This window comes from Flavobacterium sp. CECT 9288 (genome assembly GCF_918731615.1).
GTDB lineage: Bacteria > Bacteroidota > Bacteroidia > Flavobacteriales > Flavobacteriaceae > Flavobacterium.
In genome coordinates this window covers 3305506-3324828 of the sequence record NZ_OU957226.1, presented here as the reverse complement: position 1 = coordinate 3324828, position 19323 = coordinate 3305506, and the positions used below count along the sequence as shown (strand labels likewise).

Annotated in this window: 21 protein-coding genes; 16 read left to right on the top strand and 5 right to left on the bottom strand. The window is 33.5% G+C overall.

Features of this window, described 5'->3' with window-relative positions:
- Positions 1–52: 52 nt before the first annotated feature.
- From LQ189_RS14720 to LQ189_RS14710, 3 genes are all read right to left on the bottom strand, one after another.
- Positions 53–913: an MBL fold metallo-hydrolase gene (locus LQ189_RS14720; protein ID WP_230158193.1), complete on the bottom strand. Its 861-nt coding sequence runs from the start codon at positions 911–913 to the stop codon at positions 53–55.
- 131 nt (positions 914–1044) lie between these two features.
- A complete protein-coding gene (locus LQ189_RS14715; protein ID WP_230158192.1) occupies positions 1045–2115 on the bottom strand; it encodes a M48 family metallopeptidase in 1071 nt (356 codons plus the stop codon).
- A gap of 3 nt (positions 2116–2118) precedes the next feature.
- Entirely contained in the window at positions 2119–3078 is a 960-nt protein-coding gene (locus LQ189_RS14710) for a YjgN family protein (RefSeq protein WP_230158191.1), read from the bottom strand.
- Positions 3079–3338: 260 nt separating this feature from the next.
- On the opposite strand from LQ189_RS14710, the gene LQ189_RS14705 reads away from it, so the two are divergent.
- The 6 genes from LQ189_RS14705 to sufD all read left to right on the top strand — a co-directional run bounded on the left by LQ189_RS14705 (position 3339) and on the right by sufD (position 8232).
- The gene (locus tag LQ189_RS14705; protein WP_144890116.1) at positions 3339–3668 is read left to right on the top strand and encodes an iron-sulfur cluster assembly accessory protein; all 330 of its coding nucleotides are present in this window, start codon (positions 3339–3341) and stop codon (positions 3666–3668) included.
- Between the two features lie 83 nt (positions 3669–3751).
- A complete protein-coding gene (locus LQ189_RS14700; RefSeq protein WP_230158190.1) occupies positions 3752–4072 on the top strand; it encodes a four helix bundle protein in 321 nt (106 codons plus the stop codon).
- Between the two features lie 44 nt (positions 4073–4116).
- The gene (sufB, locus tag LQ189_RS14695; protein ID WP_158730390.1) at positions 4117–5565 is read left to right on the top strand and encodes a Fe-S cluster assembly protein SufB; all 1449 of its coding nucleotides are present in this window, start codon (positions 4117–4119) and stop codon (positions 5563–5565) included.
- Positions 5566–5629: 64 nt separating this feature from the next.
- Positions 5630–6382, top strand: a complete 753-nt coding sequence (gene sufC / locus LQ189_RS14690; protein WP_210788193.1) for a Fe-S cluster assembly ATPase SufC — start codon at positions 5630–5632, stop codon at positions 6380–6382.
- A gap of 48 nt (positions 6383–6430) precedes the next feature.
- Positions 6431–6799 carry a four helix bundle protein gene (locus tag LQ189_RS14685; protein ID WP_158730392.1) on the top strand — a complete coding sequence of 123 codons (369 nt, stop codon included), beginning with the start codon at positions 6431–6433 and terminating at the stop codon, positions 6797–6799.
- Between the two features lie 116 nt (positions 6800–6915).
- The gene (sufD, locus tag LQ189_RS14680; RefSeq protein WP_230158189.1) at positions 6916–8232 is read left to right on the top strand and encodes a Fe-S cluster assembly protein SufD; all 1317 of its coding nucleotides are present in this window, start codon (positions 6916–6918) and stop codon (positions 8230–8232) included.
- Positions 8233–8298: 66 nt separating this feature from the next.
- Here the strand turns inward: sufD and LQ189_RS14675 are convergent, their stop codons facing one another.
- Positions 8299–9651: a serine hydrolase gene (locus tag LQ189_RS14675; RefSeq protein ID WP_230158187.1), complete on the bottom strand. Its 1353-nt coding sequence runs from the start codon at positions 9649–9651 to the stop codon at positions 8299–8301.
- A 181-nt stretch (positions 9652–9832) separates the two neighbouring features.
- On the opposite strand from LQ189_RS14675, the gene LQ189_RS14670 reads away from it, so the two are divergent.
- The 6 genes from LQ189_RS14670 (at position 9833) to LQ189_RS14645 (ending at position 13568) form a co-directional block, all read left to right on the top strand.
- On the top strand, positions 9833–11047 hold the full coding sequence (locus tag LQ189_RS14670) for an aminotransferase class V-fold PLP-dependent enzyme (protein ID WP_230158185.1): 1215 nt from the start codon (positions 9833–9835) through the stop codon (positions 11045–11047).
- A gap of 17 nt (positions 11048–11064) precedes the next feature.
- Entirely contained in the window at positions 11065–11499 is a 435-nt protein-coding gene (locus LQ189_RS14665) for a hypothetical protein (RefSeq protein WP_230158183.1), read from the top strand.
- Between the two features lie 12 nt (positions 11500–11511).
- A complete protein-coding gene (locus LQ189_RS14660) occupies positions 11512–11931 on the top strand; it encodes a SufE family protein (RefSeq protein WP_086455165.1) in 420 nt (139 codons plus the stop codon).
- Positions 11932–12059: 128 nt separating this feature from the next.
- A complete protein-coding gene (locus LQ189_RS14655; RefSeq protein ID WP_230158181.1) occupies positions 12060–12467 on the top strand; it encodes a GxxExxY protein in 408 nt (135 codons plus the stop codon).
- 184 nt (positions 12468–12651) lie between these two features.
- A complete protein-coding gene (locus tag LQ189_RS14650; protein ID WP_086455167.1) occupies positions 12652–12975 on the top strand; it encodes an SUF system Fe-S cluster assembly protein in 324 nt (107 codons plus the stop codon).
- Between the two features lie 80 nt (positions 12976–13055).
- Positions 13056–13568 carry a DUF2480 family protein gene (locus tag LQ189_RS14645; RefSeq protein ID WP_230158179.1) on the top strand — a complete coding sequence of 171 codons (513 nt, stop codon included), beginning with the start codon at positions 13056–13058 and terminating at the stop codon, positions 13566–13568.
- Between the two features lie 263 nt (positions 13569–13831).
- On the opposite strand, the gene LQ189_RS14640 is transcribed toward LQ189_RS14645, so the two are convergent.
- Complete coding sequence (locus tag LQ189_RS14640; protein WP_230158176.1) at positions 13832–15037, bottom strand: FAD-binding oxidoreductase; 1206 nt, start codon at positions 15035–15037, stop codon at positions 13832–13834.
- Positions 15038–15514: 477 nt separating this feature from the next.
- Here LQ189_RS14640 and LQ189_RS14635 point away from each other — a divergent pair, with 477 nt between their 5' ends.
- The 4 genes from LQ189_RS14635 (at position 15515) to LQ189_RS14620 (ending at position 19278) form a co-directional block, all read left to right on the top strand.
- Positions 15515–16894: a hypothetical protein gene (locus LQ189_RS14635; protein WP_230158174.1), complete on the top strand. Its 1380-nt coding sequence runs from the start codon at positions 15515–15517 to the stop codon at positions 16892–16894.
- An 11-nt stretch (positions 16895–16905) separates the two neighbouring features.
- Entirely contained in the window at positions 16906–17583 is a 678-nt protein-coding gene (locus LQ189_RS14630; protein ID WP_230158172.1) for a hypothetical protein, read from the top strand.
- Between the two features lie 214 nt (positions 17584–17797).
- A complete protein-coding gene (locus tag LQ189_RS14625) occupies positions 17798–18127 on the top strand; it encodes a hypothetical protein (RefSeq protein ID WP_230158170.1) in 330 nt (109 codons plus the stop codon).
- Between the two features lie 539 nt (positions 18128–18666).
- The gene (locus LQ189_RS14620; protein WP_230158167.1) at positions 18667–19278 is read left to right on the top strand and encodes a hypothetical protein; all 612 of its coding nucleotides are present in this window, start codon (positions 18667–18669) and stop codon (positions 19276–19278) included.
- Positions 19279–19323 lie beyond the last annotated feature (45 nt).

Sequence of the window (19323 nt, the reverse complement as noted above, 5' to 3'; positions counted from 1 at the left end):
GAAATATTGGTCTAAAATAATTGATTTTGTTACACAAATAAAAGGATTAACACTATGTTAAGATTTCGTCACAGCGATATACCTCTCCTAGACGAACTCCTTTTTCAGTTTGTACCACAGTAACTATTTCATTATGTGCATCGTGTTCTAAAAATAAATAATGGTTTTGTTCTACGGCAGCGTGCAAAAATTTAGTTTTTTCTGGCATAGTTAGCAATGGTCTTGTATCATAGCCCATTACATAAGGTATGGGTATGTGTCCGGCTGTGGCCAATAAATCAGCGCAAAAAACGATGTTTCTACCTTTATATTGAATGTGCGGAATCATCTGTTTTTCGGTATGGCCGTCCACAAAAAAGATTCCAAATCCTAATTCTGATTTTTCAAGAAAATCACCTTCGGGTCTTTGTATAAAATGCAATTGACCACTTTCCTGCATGGGCAAAATATTTTCTGACAAGAATGAAGCTTTCTCCCGCGGGTTGGGTTTTGTAGCCCATTCCCAATGATTTTCGTTGGTCCAAAACTTAGCGTTTTTAAAGGCTGGTTCGTATCCCGTTTTGTCTTTATTCCATTGTACACTTCCACCACAGTGGTCAAAATGCAAATGGGTCATAAACACATCCGTAATGTCATCTCTGTGAAAGCCGTATTTTGCCAAGGATTTATCTAAAGAATGTGAACCCCATAAAGAATAGTATCCGAAAAATTTATCAGATTGTTTATTTCCCATTCCAGTGTCTATCAAAATCAAGCGGTTTCCCTCTTCAATTAATAAGCAACGCGCTGCAATATCAATGAGGTTATTGGCATCAGCAGGATTGGTTTTATTCCAAATGGTTTTGGGTACTACGCCAAACATAGCGCCACCATCTAACTTAAAATTACCAGTTTCTATTGGATATAATTTCATAGTGTATCAAAATTGTTGGCTCTAAAATTAAGCATATTTATTGATACCGAACTAAAAGTGTGTAAAAACAAATTGCACCTGAACCAATACACAACTGAGGTGTAATGATTTAAGTGCAATTTGGTGCTGTATTATTTTTTTAATCTTTGAAATAATTGTTGCAGCTTACTATTTGCTTCAACTTGGTGCGGAGTAGATTTAACCAATTGTCTAGTGGTTGAAATGCGTTGTTGGGTAACAGGATGAGAACTCAAAAACTCGGGGACAATGGCATCACCTTCATCTTGTAGTCTTTTAAACAAGTTCAACATTCCGTTTGGATTGACCTTATTTTTAATTACAATAGCAAAACCTTCTCGATCAGCCTCTTGTTCAAACTCACGCGAAAACGACAAGGATTGAAAACTATTAACGTTATCGCCTATGGTAGCCATAATTCCGTTGGCATCACCTAAAATTGCCGAGATAAAAAGATATCCAGACAGGTTGCGGCATAACATTTTCATGGAATGCCTGTGATTAACGTGGGCTGCCTCGTGTCCCAAGAGCGCCACTAACTCATCGTAGTTTTTCATCTTGTTTACAATTCCGGAATAAACCACAATGGTACCATCTGGTAAAGCAAAAGCGTTCACAATATCCTCTTCTACAAAAATGAATTTCAAGTTTTTTTTGTTGTTCAATTGTAGCTCTTTTGCGAAAGCGTTTAAGACTTTGGATTTATCCGAAGCTACATCTGAGAACAGTAAATTATCACTGATAAACGTTCCGCTCATGGTATCATCAAAACTCTCAGGAATAAGGACTACTGATTTTTCGCCAACCCAAGGTATGGCATACAAATAAGTCAGTCCGATTAAGGCAAAAATAACTAATGCCAAAACGAGATGCATCTTGAAACCAGAAGCAAGCAATTTTTCATACCAATTGATATGGTTGTTCTCTTTCCTAAATTTTTGAATGGCCGCTGCAAATGTAGCATCGGTTATTTTAAGGATTGCAACACCATCAGTACATTGTTTTTGCAACTGCAAAGAGTTTCCAGAATTTTCAAAACTAACAGCTGAAATCAACCACCGCTCTTGATGACCCGTTTCGGTTTCAAAAAGAATCATTCCTTTTTGCGTCTCCAACAACAGTGAACAAGGATGAGGAACAGCTGATTTACCATCAAAATAAATTCCTACGGACTGATTACTCATACTTTATACTATAAAATCAATATCTAAAAAGTCGCTAATATCATCACCTGTCGCGTCTTTAAAATTCTCTTCGGTTTGTTGCAAAGTGTTTAAATCGATCGTGCCATCAAGTTCAATATGATCAAATATAAACTTCATAGTTCTCGTAACAACCCAAGCATAACCAAGACCAAGCGTAAAAATAATCATTAACAAATTAATAATTATAAGGCCTATAAAATCGGCTCCCGTAGCTGTTGATGTAAATTCAATTCTTTTGTCGTCTTTATGTAGCGATAAATTATTAACATAGTACTCAAAAATATCTTTTTGCCACCAAAAAGAGTAAATTCCCAAGGTTATAATACTTAAAAAGTAACCTTTAATATTCATTAGTAAATAATCCCCACCATCACCATCGTAATTCATTTCGGCATCACCAAAGCGAATGTTGCTCAAAACATAACTACGCAGGTTCATTTGAAACCAAGAACCATAAATACCAAGCGTTATTACAGTATAAAAAATCCATTTAAAAAAAAGTTTGACAAATTCATTCCTATCGCCTCTGTAACCAAAACGAACACCACGCCAAGATGTTCTTGACATTCTATACTTATAAGAACCGTGAATTGCTAATGGCATAATAGCTATCACTATCAAATAAAACGATATCAATCCTACTGAGGGCAGGTCTAAATAGATGAAAAGACTTAAAATCCCAAACAAGATTGCAAATAATATAATAACTTTTATAAAACCCTTAAACATTTCTTTCCCAGTACCATGAAAAGCAAAAGCATCATCATTTAAAGTTGTTTGCCCAAACATAAATTGGAGCGTTTTGGCTTTCGCCCAAGGATAATAAATTCCTAATGTAACAATTGTTAAAAGCCAATTGACGATTACGATTCCAAAAAAAGCTTTGCCTTCTCCTTTAAAATCTAATTTGTACTCCATCTTTTCAGGTAAAATTTCTTCCATAATAAATTTGTTTTAGTTATTTGTAAGTTATAGGGGACTAAAAGTAATTTAATTTTTTGAAAAACAACCAATAACTATTTTCTATTTGAAGATTAGTTATAAAAATGTTATTGATTATGGAAAAAGTATTTTATATAGTATCTTTGCGGTTAATTTAGACAAAATCAAGATAACACAATTGGCTTAAAATTTAAAGCTCTGATAATAAAGATGCTAGGTGAGTTTTAACAAACAATATGTTATTACAAAACAACATAAACATGATAAAAGTTTCTGATACTGCCAAAAAGAAAATTATCGACTTAATGAAAGACGATGGTTTTGATGCCGCAACAGATTATGTGCGGGTTGGTGTTAAAAGCGGAGGTTGTTCCGGTTTATCTTATGATTTGAAATTCGATAACAACAAAGGCGAAGACGATAAAATATTCATAGACAACGACATTACAATAGCTGTTGAAAAAAAATCATTTCTCTATTTAGCAGGAACCGTTTTAGAATTTTCTGGCGGATTAAACGGGAAAGGATTTGTTTTTAATAATCCAAATGCAACTAGGACATGTGGTTGTGGTGAGAGTTTCTCTCTTTAATTTTAAAGATTGAAAAATTAAAAGATTAATGAAAGCATGACAAAATCATTTGAAGAATTTGATGTTCATAAAAAGGTGTTGTCTTGACTAAATTAGTTTTTCAATTATTAAACAATAAATCTTTAGAAAAGGAATTTGGTTTTAAAGATCAAATTAAAAGAGCTGTAGTTTCAATTACAAATAATATTGCCGAAGGTTCAGAATACAACAATAATAGACAATTTACAAGATATTTAAAAATCTCTAAAGGCAGTTGTGCTGAGGTTAGAAATATGTTGATATTATCAAGAGAATTAGGTTTTTGCAATCATGAAGAAATTCAAATAAGTTATAATTTAACTATTGAAATTTCTCAAAACCTTTCTAATTTTATTAAATATTTAGACACAAATAATAAAGTTTAATATTCAATTTTTGAATTTTTAAATCTTTAAATCTTTAAATCAAAATGAGTAAATATACAGAAGACGACTTAAAAATCGAACTCGAAAATAAAGAATACGAATACGGATTTTACACCGAGCTGGAAGCCGAAACTTTTCCTATTGGTTTAAACGAAGACATCGTTCGTGCCATTTCTCAAAAAAAGGAAGAACCACAATGGATGACCGATTGGCGTCTTGAGGCTTTTCGTGCTTGGGAGCAAATGACAGAGCCAGAATGGGCTAACGTACATTATGTAAAACCTGATTTCCAAGCAATATCCTATTATTCAGCACCAAAAGCAGTAGATCCTAACAAAACATTAGATGATGTAGATCCGGAACTTTTAGAAATGTACAAAAAGTTAGGCATCTCTGTAGATGAGCAAAAAATGATGAATAATGTGGCTATGGATATCGTGGTTGACTCCGTTTCAGTAGCTACTACATTCAAGAAAACATTAGGAGAAAAAGGAATCATTTTCATGAGTATTTCTGAAGCCATCAAAGAACATCCAGAATTAGTACGTAAATATTTAGGAACTGTAGTGCCGCAAAAAGACAACTTTTATGCTGCGTTAAACTCGGCCGTATTCTCTGACGGATCGTTTTGTTACATCCCAAAAGGCGTTCGTTGCCCAATGGAACTTTCTACTTATTTCCGTATCAATCAAGCCGGTACAGGACAATTTGAAAGAACTCTATTAGTAGCTGACGCAGGAAGTTATGTTTCTTACCTTGAAGGATGTACTGCACCAAGTCGTGATGAAAATCAGTTGCACGCTGCAGTTGTAGAGTTAATTGCTCTTGACGATGCCGAAATAAAATATTCAACCGTACAAAACTGGTATCCTGGAAACAAAGAAGGTAAAGGTGGGGTGTATAATTTTGTAACCAAAAGAGGGATTTGCGAGAAAAACGCAAAAATTTCTTGGACACAAGTAGAAACAGGATCAGCAGTAACTTGGAAATACCCATCGGTAGTTTTAAAAGGGGATAATTCAACTGGTGAATTTTATTCGATTGCGGTAACAAATAATTACCAGCAAGCAGATACAGGGACCAAAATGATCCATTTAGGTAAAAACACTAAATCGACTATTATTTCCAAAGGAATTTCGGCTGGTAAATCACAAAACAGTTACCGTGGTTTAGTGCAAATTAGTGCTAATGCGGATAATGCTAGGAATTTTTCGCAATGTGATTCCTTATTAATGGGGAATAATTGTGGAGCACATACGTTCCCGTACATCGAAAGTAAAAATCCATCGGCAAAAATAGAACACGAGGCTACGACAAGTAAAATTGGCGAAGACCAAGTTTTTTATTGCAATCAACGTGGTATTCCAACTGAAAAAGCAATTGCATTAATTGTAAACGGTTTCAGTAAAGATGTATTGAATAAGCTGCCAATGGAATTTGCAGTAGAAGCACAAAAATTATTGGAAATTTCTCTTGAAGGTTCGGTGGGATAAAAATTAGACAACCGATAGAAAACTAAATGAATCTTAATACCTTAATGGTTTAAAATAAAATCTAATGTTAAGCATAAAAAATTTACACGCCTCAATAGGCGACAAAGAAATATTAAAAGGGATTAACCTTGAAGTAAAAGCGGGAGAAATTCACGCGATTATGGGACCAAACGGTGCTGGAAAAAGTACCCTTTCGGCAATTATTGCAGGAAACGAAAATTATGAAGTGACCGAAGGAGAAATCTTTTTGGATAACGAAGATATTTCAGAATTGGCTCCAGAGGAAAGAGCCCATAAAGGTGTATTTCTTTCGTTTCAATATCCTGTTGAAATTCCAGGAGTTTCTGTAACCAACTTCATGAGAACAGCGATCAACGAAACACGTAAAGCAAACGGACAGGAAGAAATGCCTGCCAACGAAATGCTAAAAGTGATTCGTGAAAAATCAGAATTACTAGAAATAGACCGTAAATTTTTGTCACGTTCTTTAAACGAAGGTTTTTCGGGCGGAGAGAAAAAGCGTAACGAAATTTTTCAAATGGCTATGCTAGAACCAAAATTAGCCATCCTTGACGAAACCGATTCTGGACTAGATATTGATGCTTTGAGAATTGTTGCCAATGGTGTTAACAAACTAAAAAGCGATAAAAATGCTATCGTAGTGATCACACACTACCAAAGATTACTTGATTACATCGTTCCTGATTTTGTTCACGTTTTGTACAACGGAAAAATTGTAAAATCCGGCGGAAAAGAATTAGCGCACGAGCTAGAAGAAAAAGGATACGATTGGATTAAACAAGAACAAGAAGCTTAGAATTAAATAGTCTAAAGTCAAAGGTCTTAAAGTCAAAAGAAAAAAGTAATGGCGAAATTTGGCTCTTTCGAGGAAATTAATTCTTGGCAAAAAGCAAGAATCTTCAACAAAAGAATATACCAAATTACTGAAAATTCAAATTTCAAGAAAGACTTTGATTTCATAAGGCAAATAAGACGAGCTTCTCTTTCTATATCATCAAATATAGCCGAAGGATTTGAGAGAAATACAGACAAAGAGTTTATTTACTTTTTATATGTTGCAAAAGCTTCTGCTGGAGAAGTTCGTTCTCAATTATATTTAGCATTTGATTTAGAATATATTACAAAAGAAGAATTTGAAATACTTTTAGAATCAATAACAGAAATATCAAAATTGTTAAGTGGTTTTATTAAATATCTGAGTCCAAAGTCATAAAGAGGTAACCTCAAGGTAACTTTAAATACTTTCAGATTAGAGACTCATAAATAATGTTACGTTGACAATCCAAAGTCTTTTGACTTTCGACTTTCAACTTTAAGACTTAAATAAAAATGGATTTAAAAGAAAAATTAATATCGTCTTTTATGGCTTTTGAGGAGCGCGTTGATGTTCACACTGAACTACACGACTTGCGTACCGCTGCCCTAAAAAACTTTGAAACCAAAGGTTTCCCAACTAAAAAAGAGGAAGCTTGGAAATATACATCGCTTAACGCGATTCTTAAAAATGACTTTACCGTTTTTCCAAAACAGGAAAATACAGTACAATATTCTGATGTAAAAAAATACTTTTTACATGAAGTTGATACCTACAAAGTAGTTTTTATTGATGGCGTTTTTAGTTCGCATTTATCAGCTACAACTCACGAAGGAATTGATGTTTGCTTACTATCTTCTGCTTTGACAAAACCAAAATACAAAACCGTTATTGACGCGTATTTCAATCAAGTTGTCAACAAAGAAGAAACTTTGACTTCATTAAACACGGCTTTCGCGAATGAAGGAGCGTACATCAATATTCCGAAAGGAAAAGTAACAGACAAACCGATCGAAATCATGTATTTATCGACTGGTAATGAAGCGGCAATGCTAGTACAACCGCGCAACTTAATTGTTGTAGGCGAGAATGCACAAGTACAAATCATCGAGCGTCACCAAAGCTTAAACGAAAATGCAGTACTAACCAATTCGGTTACTGAGATTTTTGCACAAAAAAGAGCCTTTGTAGATGTTTATAAAATTCAAAACGATAACGAAGCTGCTAATTTAGTTGATAATACGTATGTATCTCAGCAAGAAGAAAGCAGTGTTGCTGTAAATACCTTCAGTTTTGGAGGAAACATGACGCGTAATAATCTTAATTTTTACCATTTCGGAGAGCATATTGTAAGCTACTTGAACGGTATTACCATCATTGGCGATAAACAGCACGTAGACCACTACACCTTGGTACACCACGCTACTCCAAACTGTGAAAGTCATCAAGATTATAAAGGAATTTTTACTGATAAATCGACTGGTGTATTTAACGGAAAAATCTTTGTAGAAAAAGAAGCTCAAAAAACAAATGCGTTTCAAAAAAGCAATAATATTTTATTGAGCGACAAGGCTACCATCAATGCCAAACCGCAACTAGAAATTTTTGCTGATGATGTTAAATGTTCTCATGGTTGCACCATCGGGCAATTAGACGAAACAGCATTGTTCTATATGCAACAACGCGGAATTCCTGTTAAAGAAGCCAAAGCTTTATTGATGTACGCATTCTCTAATGCAGTAATCGAAAGCATTAAAATACCAGAATTAAAACAACGCATCACCAAAATTATTGCCAACAAACTTGGCGTAAAAATGGGATTTGATTTGTAGTTTTAACCACAAGGTTCGCTATACACAAAGGGCGCAGAGTTTTACAACTTTGCGCCCTTTCTATTTTTACTTTTTGTGATTAAGTGATGAAATTATCCCCTTCATGATTTCATTAAAATTAAATTCTGGAGATTCTTTTAAACCCATTCGCACCACAACTAAGTCAAGCGACGGAATAATCAAAATCATTTGACCTTGATAGCCACTACAAAAATACATATCCCTTGGAACATCTTGAAAGGTGCCACTAGCATTAAGCCAAAAATGAGCACCGTATTTTCCATCTGAGGTATTCGTAGGTGTTGCGGTGTATTTTGCCCAACCTTCATTAAAAATTTGCTCCCCGTTCCAGTTGCCTTGATGTAAATAGAGTAAGCCAAATTTAGCCCAGTCGCGTGTTGTTGCCCAACCGTAGGACGAGCCTACATAATTCCCAGCCATATCAGTTTCGATAACCATCGAGTTCATTCCAATTTTATCTATTAAATCGGTGTACCAAAAATCTAAGTATTCTTGATGTGTTTTGAACTGTTTTCGCAAAATCCCAGAAAGTAAATTCGTAGTTCCAGAGGAGTAATTCCATCGCGTGTTTGGCTTACGCTCCGCTGGTTTCTCGAGTTGCGTTCGGGTCATATCTTCAGCTTGAAAAAGCATTTTGGTAGCATCACAAATAGAAGCATAATCTTCTACCCATTGTAAACCAGAATTCATGTGAAGCAAGTCACTTGTTGTAATTTTTTTACGTTCGTCATTTGCCCATTCTGCAATAGGAGCTGGAGCATCAATGTCAAATTTTCTTTGCTTTTCTAAAACTCCAAACATGGCGCTCGTGATACTTTTGGTCATGGACCAACCTAAAATTCTACTGTTTTTAGAAAATCCCGTATCGTATTTTTCGGCAATGATTTTGTCTTTATAAATTACTAATAAGGAACGCGTTCTTTTTTTCAATTCTCCTTTCACATCAAAAGCACTGGCTACGGCCGAATTCAATTTAGCGTAGTCAACGTTCGCAAAAATAGTGTCTTTGGGTTCGTTATTTCCATACGGAAAAGGTAAATTGTTGTTCAATTTTGTTCTTTTAGGAACCAAATACGGTTTTGAAACATCAAAATCATCGTTGATTAAAGTAACACCCAAACCTTCACGGTAAATGGCTTTTCGTTCTTTTATACCGTATACTGAGGCGATCGCCATTTTTCCTGCTTCATCAATCTGGTTGGTAGCTAAATCCATCATGTCGATATCATTGTCTCCTTTTTCAATCAGCGACTGCGAACGATGGTCTAAAAAATGGCCAGACGCAATACTTTTGGCTGAAAAGCCAGAAATTAAATCGAGTTTTGGATAAGTTGTAAAAGCCACGTATACAATTCCGATAAATAGAACAACTGCAACAATTTTAAATATTTTTTTCATAAACCATTCTTTTGACTGCAATTTATTAAAAACATTTGAATTACGTTGGTTAAAAAAACGACTGTTTCACAAATAATTTGGCTATCAAAGCATAACAAGAAAGTATGAAAAACTTGGGTTTCATAATTTCAAAACGGTTTAATTTCAGTACTTTTGTATCTAGATTTTTTCTACGATAACTATGCTAGACATTCAAAAAATAAGAGCCGATTTTCCGATACTTACTCAAAAAGTAAACGGTAAACCATTAGTCTATTTCGATAACGGAGCTACCACTCAAAAACCACAAGTGGTGATTGATGCGATAGCGAAATATTACCAAGAAATCAATGCTAACATTCATCGAGGCGTACATACCTTGAGCCAATTAGCAACGGATGCCTATGAGGAATCCCGAAAGAAAATTCAAAATCACATCAATGCAAAATTTGCTCACGAAGTACTTTTTACCTCTGGGACCACACACGGTATTAATGCAGTAACCAATGGATTTGCTTCGATTTTAAAACCGGGTGATGAAATTTTAGTTTCGGCATTGGAACACCACAGCAATATTGTGCCTTGGCAAATGTTGTGCGAACGTACAGGGGCTATTTTACGTGTCATTCCGATGAATACGGATGGGGAGTTGATCATGGCCGAATACGACAAATTGTTGTCGGATAAAACTAAGGTGGTAACGGTAAATCATATTTCGAATGCGCTAGGAACGATCAATCCTGTTAAATACATGATTGACAAAGCGCACGAAGTAGGCGCTGCAGTTTTGATTGATGGTGCACAAGCCGTTCCACATTTAAAACCTGATGTACAAGAATTAGATTGCGATTTTTATGTTTTTTCAGGACATAAATTGTGCGGACCAACAGGAACCGGTGTTTTATATGGTAAAGAAGAATGGTTGAATAAATTACCGCCTTATCAAGGTGGTGGCGAAATGATCAAAGAAGTGACTTTCGAGAAAACAACTTATGCAGAGTTACCTCATAAATTTGAAGCAGGAACTCCTAATATTGCTGGAGGAATTGCATTAGGAACTGCGGTTGATTATATGAATGAAGTAGGTTTTGACAACATTCAGCAGCAAGAAAAAGAATTGCTAGAGTATGGTACCCAACAATTATTAACCATTGAAGGTTTGAAAATTTACGGTACTGCCAAAGAAAAAACGTCTGTCATTTCATTTAATATTGAAGGAATTCACCCGTACGATATTGGCACTATAATTGACAAATTAGGAATTGCAGTTCGAACAGGACATCATTGTGCACAACCTATCATGAATTTTTTTGAAATTACTGGTACCATAAGAGCTTCGTTTGCGTTTTACAATACCAAAGAAGAAATTGACAGCTTAGTTGCCGCCGTAAAAAGAGCTCAAAATATGCTTGCTTAACGTTAAATAATAACTATATGAAAACAGTACTTGCTTTAGTCGCTACCGTGATTCTTGGATCTACTTGCAGCAACAAGAAACAATCTGATCTAGAAAACACAGTGATAGAGTACACGGCTAATACGAGAGGTTTTTATCAAAAAATTACCGTTGTCAACCAAGAATTGAGTGTAAGTAAAGACAGAAATGAGACTGAAAAACCTACCACAACTCCCATTTCTGATGCGGATTGGAAGGAACTTGTAACAGATTTTCAAACTATTGAACTTGACAAAGTGGAAACATTAAAAGCACCTTCTGAAAAAAGATTTCACGACGGCGCAGCAATGGCAAATCTGAAAATAGTGCACAAAGAAAAGACCTATCAAAGTAAAACATTTGATCATGGTACTCCTCCAAAAGAAATTGAAAAATTGGTAAAAAAAATCAATGCTTTAGCTGAGGCAAATTAAACAAGAATAAACATGACTATAAAAAATATACAAGAAGAAATAGTAGAGGAATTCTCGATGTTTGATGATTGGATGGATCGTTACGAATACATCATTGAACTGGGGAAAAAGCTACCGCTTATCAAAGAAGAATTTAAAACAGAAGATAACATCATCAAAGGCTGTCAATCAAAAGTTTGGCTACAAGGTGAGCAAGCCGATGATAAAATTGTGTTCACTGCCGATAGTGATGCTATTTTAACCAAAGGAATTATTGCCATTTTGATTCGCGCTTTTAGCAATCAAAAAGCTGCCGACATTCTATCTGCCGATATGGATTTTATTGATGAAATTGGCCTAAAAGAACATTTATCACCCACTCGTGCAAATGGTTTAGTTTCGATGATAAAAAACATCAAAATGTATGCTTTGGCTTTTGATGCAAAGAACTAAATTTCTTTAAACCATATAAGACATATAAGGTCACATAAGTTAAAATAAAATCGGAAATGAATAAAATAAAACTTAGAAGACTCCATTTTACTTAAAAATGTTTTTAGGAATGTAATAAAATAAAAAGTATGACAAAAACTTATCTAAAAGATTTAGTTTACCAAGTTAATGGTGCGGCTATTGAAGTCCATAAATACCTTGGCCCAGGTCTTTTAGAAAGTATTTATCATACTTGTTTGAAAAAGGAATTAACAATAAGAGGTATTGAATTCGAAACAGAACTTAAAATACCAGTATGTTACAAAGGTTTAGCACTTGAAACAGGCTTAAGGTGTGATTTATTGGTTGAAAAAAATTTAGTGGTAGAACTTAAAGCATTAGATAAAGTGCTGCCGATTCATGAAGCCCAAATTTTGACTTACATGAAATTGCTAGAAATCCCAATAGGATTACTACTGAACTTTAATGTAACTCATATTTTTAAAGAAGGTCAAAAAACCTATGTCAATGAAAAATATCGATATCTCAACGATTAAGCGAAGGACGTAAATGACTTTAAGTTACTTATATGGTTGTAAAAAATTATACACACACCAATGCCGATCTAGCCACGTAAAAATATTAAAAGTCAAAACTGTTAAATTGAAAATAAACACAAAACTTAAATGACCTTATGTGACTTATATGGTTTAAAAGATTATAAATATAAATTGTTGAAACATGACACAAGAAATAGACACTAACGAATTAGGAGAAGCAATCGTAAAAAAATTAAAAACTATTTACGATCCAGAGATTCCTGTAGATATTTACGAATTAGGCTTGATTTATGACGTAATGGTAAATACAGATTACGAAGTAAAAGTTCTTATGACTCTTACCTCTCCAAACTGTCCCGTTGCAGAAAGTTTACCAAAAGAGGTTGAAGACAAAATTAAATCTATCGAGCATGTAAAAGATGCCGAAGTTGAAATTACTTTTGATCCACCTTGGAGCAAAGATTTGATGAGTGAAGAAGCCAAATTAGAATTGGGGATGCTATAATAAGTCGTAAAGTTGAAAGTCATAAAGTTTGAAAGTAAAAGACCTTATGACTTTTGACATTTGACTTTAAGACTTCAAACATGGAAGAAATAATCAATAAAGTAGCCAATAGTGTGCTCGAAGTTTTCGATCTTGAGGATTATTATCCAAAAGGGATTCGTACACAAATTGACATCTCACAATGGCTTGCTGAAGGGTTTTTATTAAGAGAGAAAGATTTCAGAGAAAGTCTCAAAATTCACGATTGGTCGCAATACCAAGATCATTACGTAGCAATTAATTGCAGTACTGACGCAATTGTACCGGCTTGGGCATCGATTTTAGTGGCAACGCAGGTAGCACCTTTTGCAAAAAAAACAATCAACGGAACATTAGAAGATCTTGATGCTTCACTTTACGAAGAATTGCTGCCAAAAATTGACTACTCTGTTTATCAAGACAAACCCGTTATCTTGAAAGGATGTTCAAAAAAACCAGTTCCAACTCGTGCTTATGTAGTTGCAGTACAACATTTACAGCAAGTAGCTCGCAGTATTATGTATGGCGAAGCTTGTTCAGCTGTGCCATTGTTTAAGACTGGTAAAAAAGAGTAATTTTTGTTGTTTTTTACATGAGCAAGCGCAACACTTTTTTTGTTTTTATGATAAAAAGGGATTTTATTTTAATGCATCAAAAAGGACCTGTTTTTAAATGCTTAATTTTGATTTACAATTTATCTTTTAGGCACATTTATCAGTTTTCAATTTTAAGAAAAAAATATCATCTGGCTATAAAACGAACATTTTTGTGTTGCTGGATTTGGGTGTATTCTACAATAGAATTGATTACTTAGAAATCTAAAAGTGCCATCAAGAAATCACCTTCTGAATTTAAAATATTCGGTTAAAGGATGTTTCTTGTTTTTTAACATTTCAGAAACGAGTTCCATTCCAATGACTGAGAAAGTGATTCCGTTTCCGCCAAAGCCCAAAACAAAATACGCGCCCGGAAAATTAGGATGTTTGCCAATGTAGGGCAATCCGTCCTTGGTTTCACCAAAAGTACCTGCCCAAACAAAATCTGTTCTAAAATCATAATCAGGTAAAATTTTCTTCAGATAATTAGTCAATTTATCGGACTTGTCATTGAGTAAGGAATCTCTTTTTGCAGCGTCTACAAAATCTTCATCTTCACCGCCAATAAGCAATCGATTATCATCTGTGGTTCGCATATACATGTAAGGTTCTGCTGTATTCCAAAACAGCGTGTCGTTAAGATGTGATTGATCGTCTTCAAAACATTCGCCCACAATAGCATAAGTAGATAGTAATTTTACAAACTTGTCTTTAATGATCTCGGTACTTTCAAAACCGTTGCAGTAAAGTATCTTTTTAGCAGTAATAGTAGTGCCATGTTCTGTTAAAACGGTTACGCCATTTTGTGTGTAGGTAACTTTTTTAATGTCGGTTTTATCAAAAATCTGCAATCCTTTTTTATGATTGTATGCTAGAACATCATGCGCTAATTGGAAAGCATCTATACTGCCACCTTGTTCAGACAAGATGCCGCCATGTGAACGTTTAATTTTAAATTTTTTATCAATTTCTTCCGCCTCTAGCCATTTTACAGGCATTCCAATTTTTTTTCGTGCTTCAAATTCTTTTTTTAACCAGACAACATCTTTCTTTAAAGCGGCAAAATAAAGGGATTCTTTTTTCTTGAAACCACAATCTGATTTTACTTGTTGTACGATTTTCTGCAAATCATCAATTGATTTGTAACACGCCCAATAACTGTTAACGGCAGCTTTTTCACCAATCAAATCAATAAGTTGGTACAAAGGCACGTCAATCTCATATTGCAACATAGATGTTGTAGCCGATGTGCTTCCGTGACCAATTTCTCTGCGATCAATAAGCACGGTTTTGTAACCATCTGCCATGCATTGATGCGCTATAAGACTGCCGGTAATTCCGCCTCCTACAACAAGAACTTCTGTGTCCAAATTTTCTCTTACTGAGGGATAGGAATTGATGATTCCATTTTTTACCAACCAAAAAGGTTCACTTGATTTTAGTTTCATGGCGCTTAGCTTTTTATCAAATATAATGATAATGAGTGCGCTACATTTATTTTTTAAAGTTATTATGTTACATAATTATAAGATGATTTCTGGTATGTTTTTTATGAAAAGATTGTTTTTTGAATGGAAGTATAGGTTTTCTGAATACGAAAAAGTAGAAAATAAAAAATGTCGTAAAACATCAATTTTGCGGTTTTTATATGCTTAATCAGCCTAAATTTCTAGTAATAGAGTCAATATCACTTGTTTTTTCTATATTTTCAAACACCAGCAACCAATGAAAACAGTTTAAATCGAGATTTAAAATCTCAAATAACCGTAAAACTTTAACATAAAAACCGTAAAATGGATTGAAACTAATGTTTTAGATTTGAAAAAATATGTTGTCAAGATTTTATAGGAATCGTTACTTAGTATAACCTTACTGTAATTTTAACAATTGTAAAATAATTATAACTAACTTTAAATTTTAAAAATTTGAAAACAAACAAACAAACAATTGAAATAAGGCGAAGCATCGTTTTATTTTTCATGAGCATTACATTTTGTATTATGCAATCTTGTAGTACTGAAGAAGCCTTAATGCAGAATGAGACCACCATTAAAACGGTGTCAAAACAAGAAGCGATTCAGTTTTTACAAAACAGTAATGGACTGAATGGTAATAAATCAAAAAGTACAAACGTTCCCTTAGTTTATGATTTTGAAAAAATCACACAAGAAAAAACGTCGCATAAAGAGGCTTTAATAACAGTGATTCCTGCGCAATCTGATATAAAAGATAAGAAAACACGTGTAATATTGTGGAAAGTAGACAACACCATTGAATCAATTGTTTACAATGAGTATGCAAGTGAATCCTCTACTATAAATTCATTTACAGGCATCATCATTATGAAGAGACTAAATGGTGATTTTATTAGAGCTTACAAGTTAAAAAACAACAACTATGTAATTGATCTTCTTCCTATAAAAAAAGATGCAACAAGTAAATCTTCTAATTCATTTGGTGAAGAGCCTTTCGGTTTGCATGAAGTAATAGTTATCAATAACTTCAAAAAAACAAGTTATAATTTTGTACCTATGATAGATCGTAATAAATCAGTCTCAGATGTTGAGGATTATTATTGGTTAAAATCTGGTGGCGGTGGCGGGTATACCGGGGCTGAACCTGTTGAAGAAGAGGTGGATTTTGAAGATAAAATTGATGATAGTGAATTGGATCCTTGTACAAAAGAAATTATGGATAAGATAAATCAGGATACCAATAATGATATTGTTAAAATCTTAGAAAAATTTGGAACAAGTGAATACAATGTTAAATTACAAATGGGTCCCACTGCATTGAATAATTATGCTGAGACTAAAGTTATTTCAAAAAATAATTATTCTATTACAGTTTCTAACAATTCATTCTCAGATGCAACAAAATTATATAGGGCTACTGGTTTATTACACGAAATAGTTCATGCTTATATGTTAAGTATTGTAGATGATTACAAAATTTATCCTACTAACGCTCCTTTCAATGGTTTTCCAGAGTTATTTAAATTATATGTCCAAAAAACAGGATCAGGTAATACTTTAGCCGCTCAACATGAAGACATGGCAAATAAATATGTTGATGCAATAGCATCTGCATTAGAAAAATACCATTTAGGAAATACATCAAGGCCCGTCTCACTCGCAGACAAGCAGGTTTTTGCAGACTTGGCATGGAGTGGTTTAGACGGAACTGAAATTTTTAATAAAAAATATCCCATAGGTAGTGAAGAAAGGAAGCGAATAACAAATAGATTAGTTGCAGAGACAATAGGAGTATACTCATCAGATGCCATTGGCAAACCTTGTAATTAAATAATACAGTTATGAAAAATATCTATTTTATTATCAGTTTTATTCTTCTACTAACTATCAGTTGTAGTATAAAAAGTAATAGAAAAAGTGTGGCAATCAAAACAAATGTTGTTATCAGTAACGATACTTTGAATGATAAATACGAAGTTTTGAATGATTTTTTAAGGACCAGAATTGATGATAAATCTAAATATTTTGTGATTTTCAGTGAAAAAATCAATACCAATACTACTTTAAAGTGGCTGCTTCATAATGATATATATACAATTGATTCCATTACTTTAGAAATTAAAAACAAAGATTCGGAATTTTTTAGAGATTCTGAATGGGAAATCGCACGAGAAAAGTACAGTAAAAAATTTACGTCAACCGAAATAAAGAACAAAACTTTTAATCGTGGTTCTTGCTGTTGGTTACCAGAAAATTTTAATTATAAAAATCTAATCTTTGAAGATCTAAACATTGGTTCAACTGCATACATAAAAAAATACCTCATGCAAACCGAAGACTATGAGTATTATAGTTTTTCTGATCCTATTTTTTATATGAATAATAGGTATCTCATGTTTTCATTTACTCACGGTTCTGCAAGAACGATAACTAGTCATTCGTCAAATCTAGTTATTTACAAGAAACAAAATGGGAAATGGATTCAAACTCATATTGGTAATCCTGACTTCGTGAGTTGAGCAAATATAAGATTAAAAAATTCAATCCCCGGCTGACGCGAGCGTCCCGCTCGTGATGATAGCCAATATGCAATGATTACAGTTTGTGACTATAAGTCGATTTTTTGAGGTTTATCACGATTTAGTTTGTGTTCACGAATGGGACGCTTGCGTCAGCTGGGGACTCCTAAGCAACAAACAGCTGTAGGTATACCCTGTAATTAAAATTTAAATTATGAAAAAGATAATATTATATTTAACACTATTTATCACCTATCTTCACTATTCGCAAACTAAAAGTTATCATAAAAACGATGAAAAAGAAAAACTTGAAGCTATCAATAATTATTTTGAAACAATTATAAAAGATAGTAATAGAGAAGTATACATTGCCCAAGAAAAACTCAATTCAAATCTTACATTAGAAATATTCGAACAAAAATTCATCCAATCCATTGATTTAAATGGAAATATAGAAGCTGAAAATCATTTATTTAACGAAAAAGAATGGAAAAAGTTAAAAAAAGAGAATCAAGATTTACCTTTTCAGGGAGATAAAATTTGAGATACTAACAAATATTGGGACAAAAATGATTTTAGATACAGTAAAATCATTTTTGAAAGTATGAACACTAAAAGAGGTTTTGAATCAATAATGGAAAAATATAAAAAATACGATATCTGCATATTTAGCTTTTCTGAACCGATGTACTATCAAAATAAGAAATATTTAGTTTTTACAAATTTAAAATTATGCATATCAGGCGGAAATACTTTTGTTGTTGTTATGAAAAAAATGAAAGGTAAATGGATGAGAACACACGAAGCTTTTAACCCAAATAAGACATATTAGTAGTGTTGAAAGAAATTCCTGATCCTGTGGTTGAAGTCGACCTTTCCCCCGGCTGGCGCAAGCGTCCCGACCGTGATTATTGCCAACAAGCATTAGAATTCCAATTTGTGATATTAAGTTTTTTCTAGAGGTATATTACTATTAAGTTTGTGTTCAGGAGCGGGACGCTCACCCCGCCTTACAGAAGATAACAATACAAAATTTGGTATTCAGGTACCAATTGTAAAAACATATAACTAAATTTTAAGAAGATGAAAAAATATTATTTATACTCAATTATTATTTTACTCTTTTTTTCTACTCTTTCACAGTCATTATTTTCACAGTCACAAAAAGAAAAAAATAGGGCTATCAATGATTATTTTGAAACAATTTATAAAGATACAAGTGAAGTTATATTTGTTGCAAGAGAGAAAATCAATTCAAATGAAACTTTGAAAATATTTGGGTTAAACGATATAATGATTATTGATGCTGCTGGAAATGGTAAAGGAGATGATACTCTGTACGATAAGAAAGACTTCGAAATAATGAAGGCCAAATATAAAAATAAATGTTTGCAGGGTAAAAGGATTTGGTGCAAAGATGACTTTTGGAAAAAAGATAACTTTAGGTTTGAAAAAGTTGTTTTAGAAAGTATGAATACTGATAAAGGGATCGAACTTATGGTTGAGAAATATAATAGAGGTGATATTGAAGTATATGGTTTTTCCGAACCTATTTATTATCAAAACAACAAATATGTTGTTTTTACAGTACATAAATTGCTAATAGGAGCGGCGAAGACAATTATTGTAATAATGAAAAAAGTAAAATATAAATGGATTGTGACTCACAAGGGTTCAACTAATGTTTTAAATTAGTGTAAATTCAAGAGAGCAACAAGCCCCTGGCTGGCGCAAACGTCC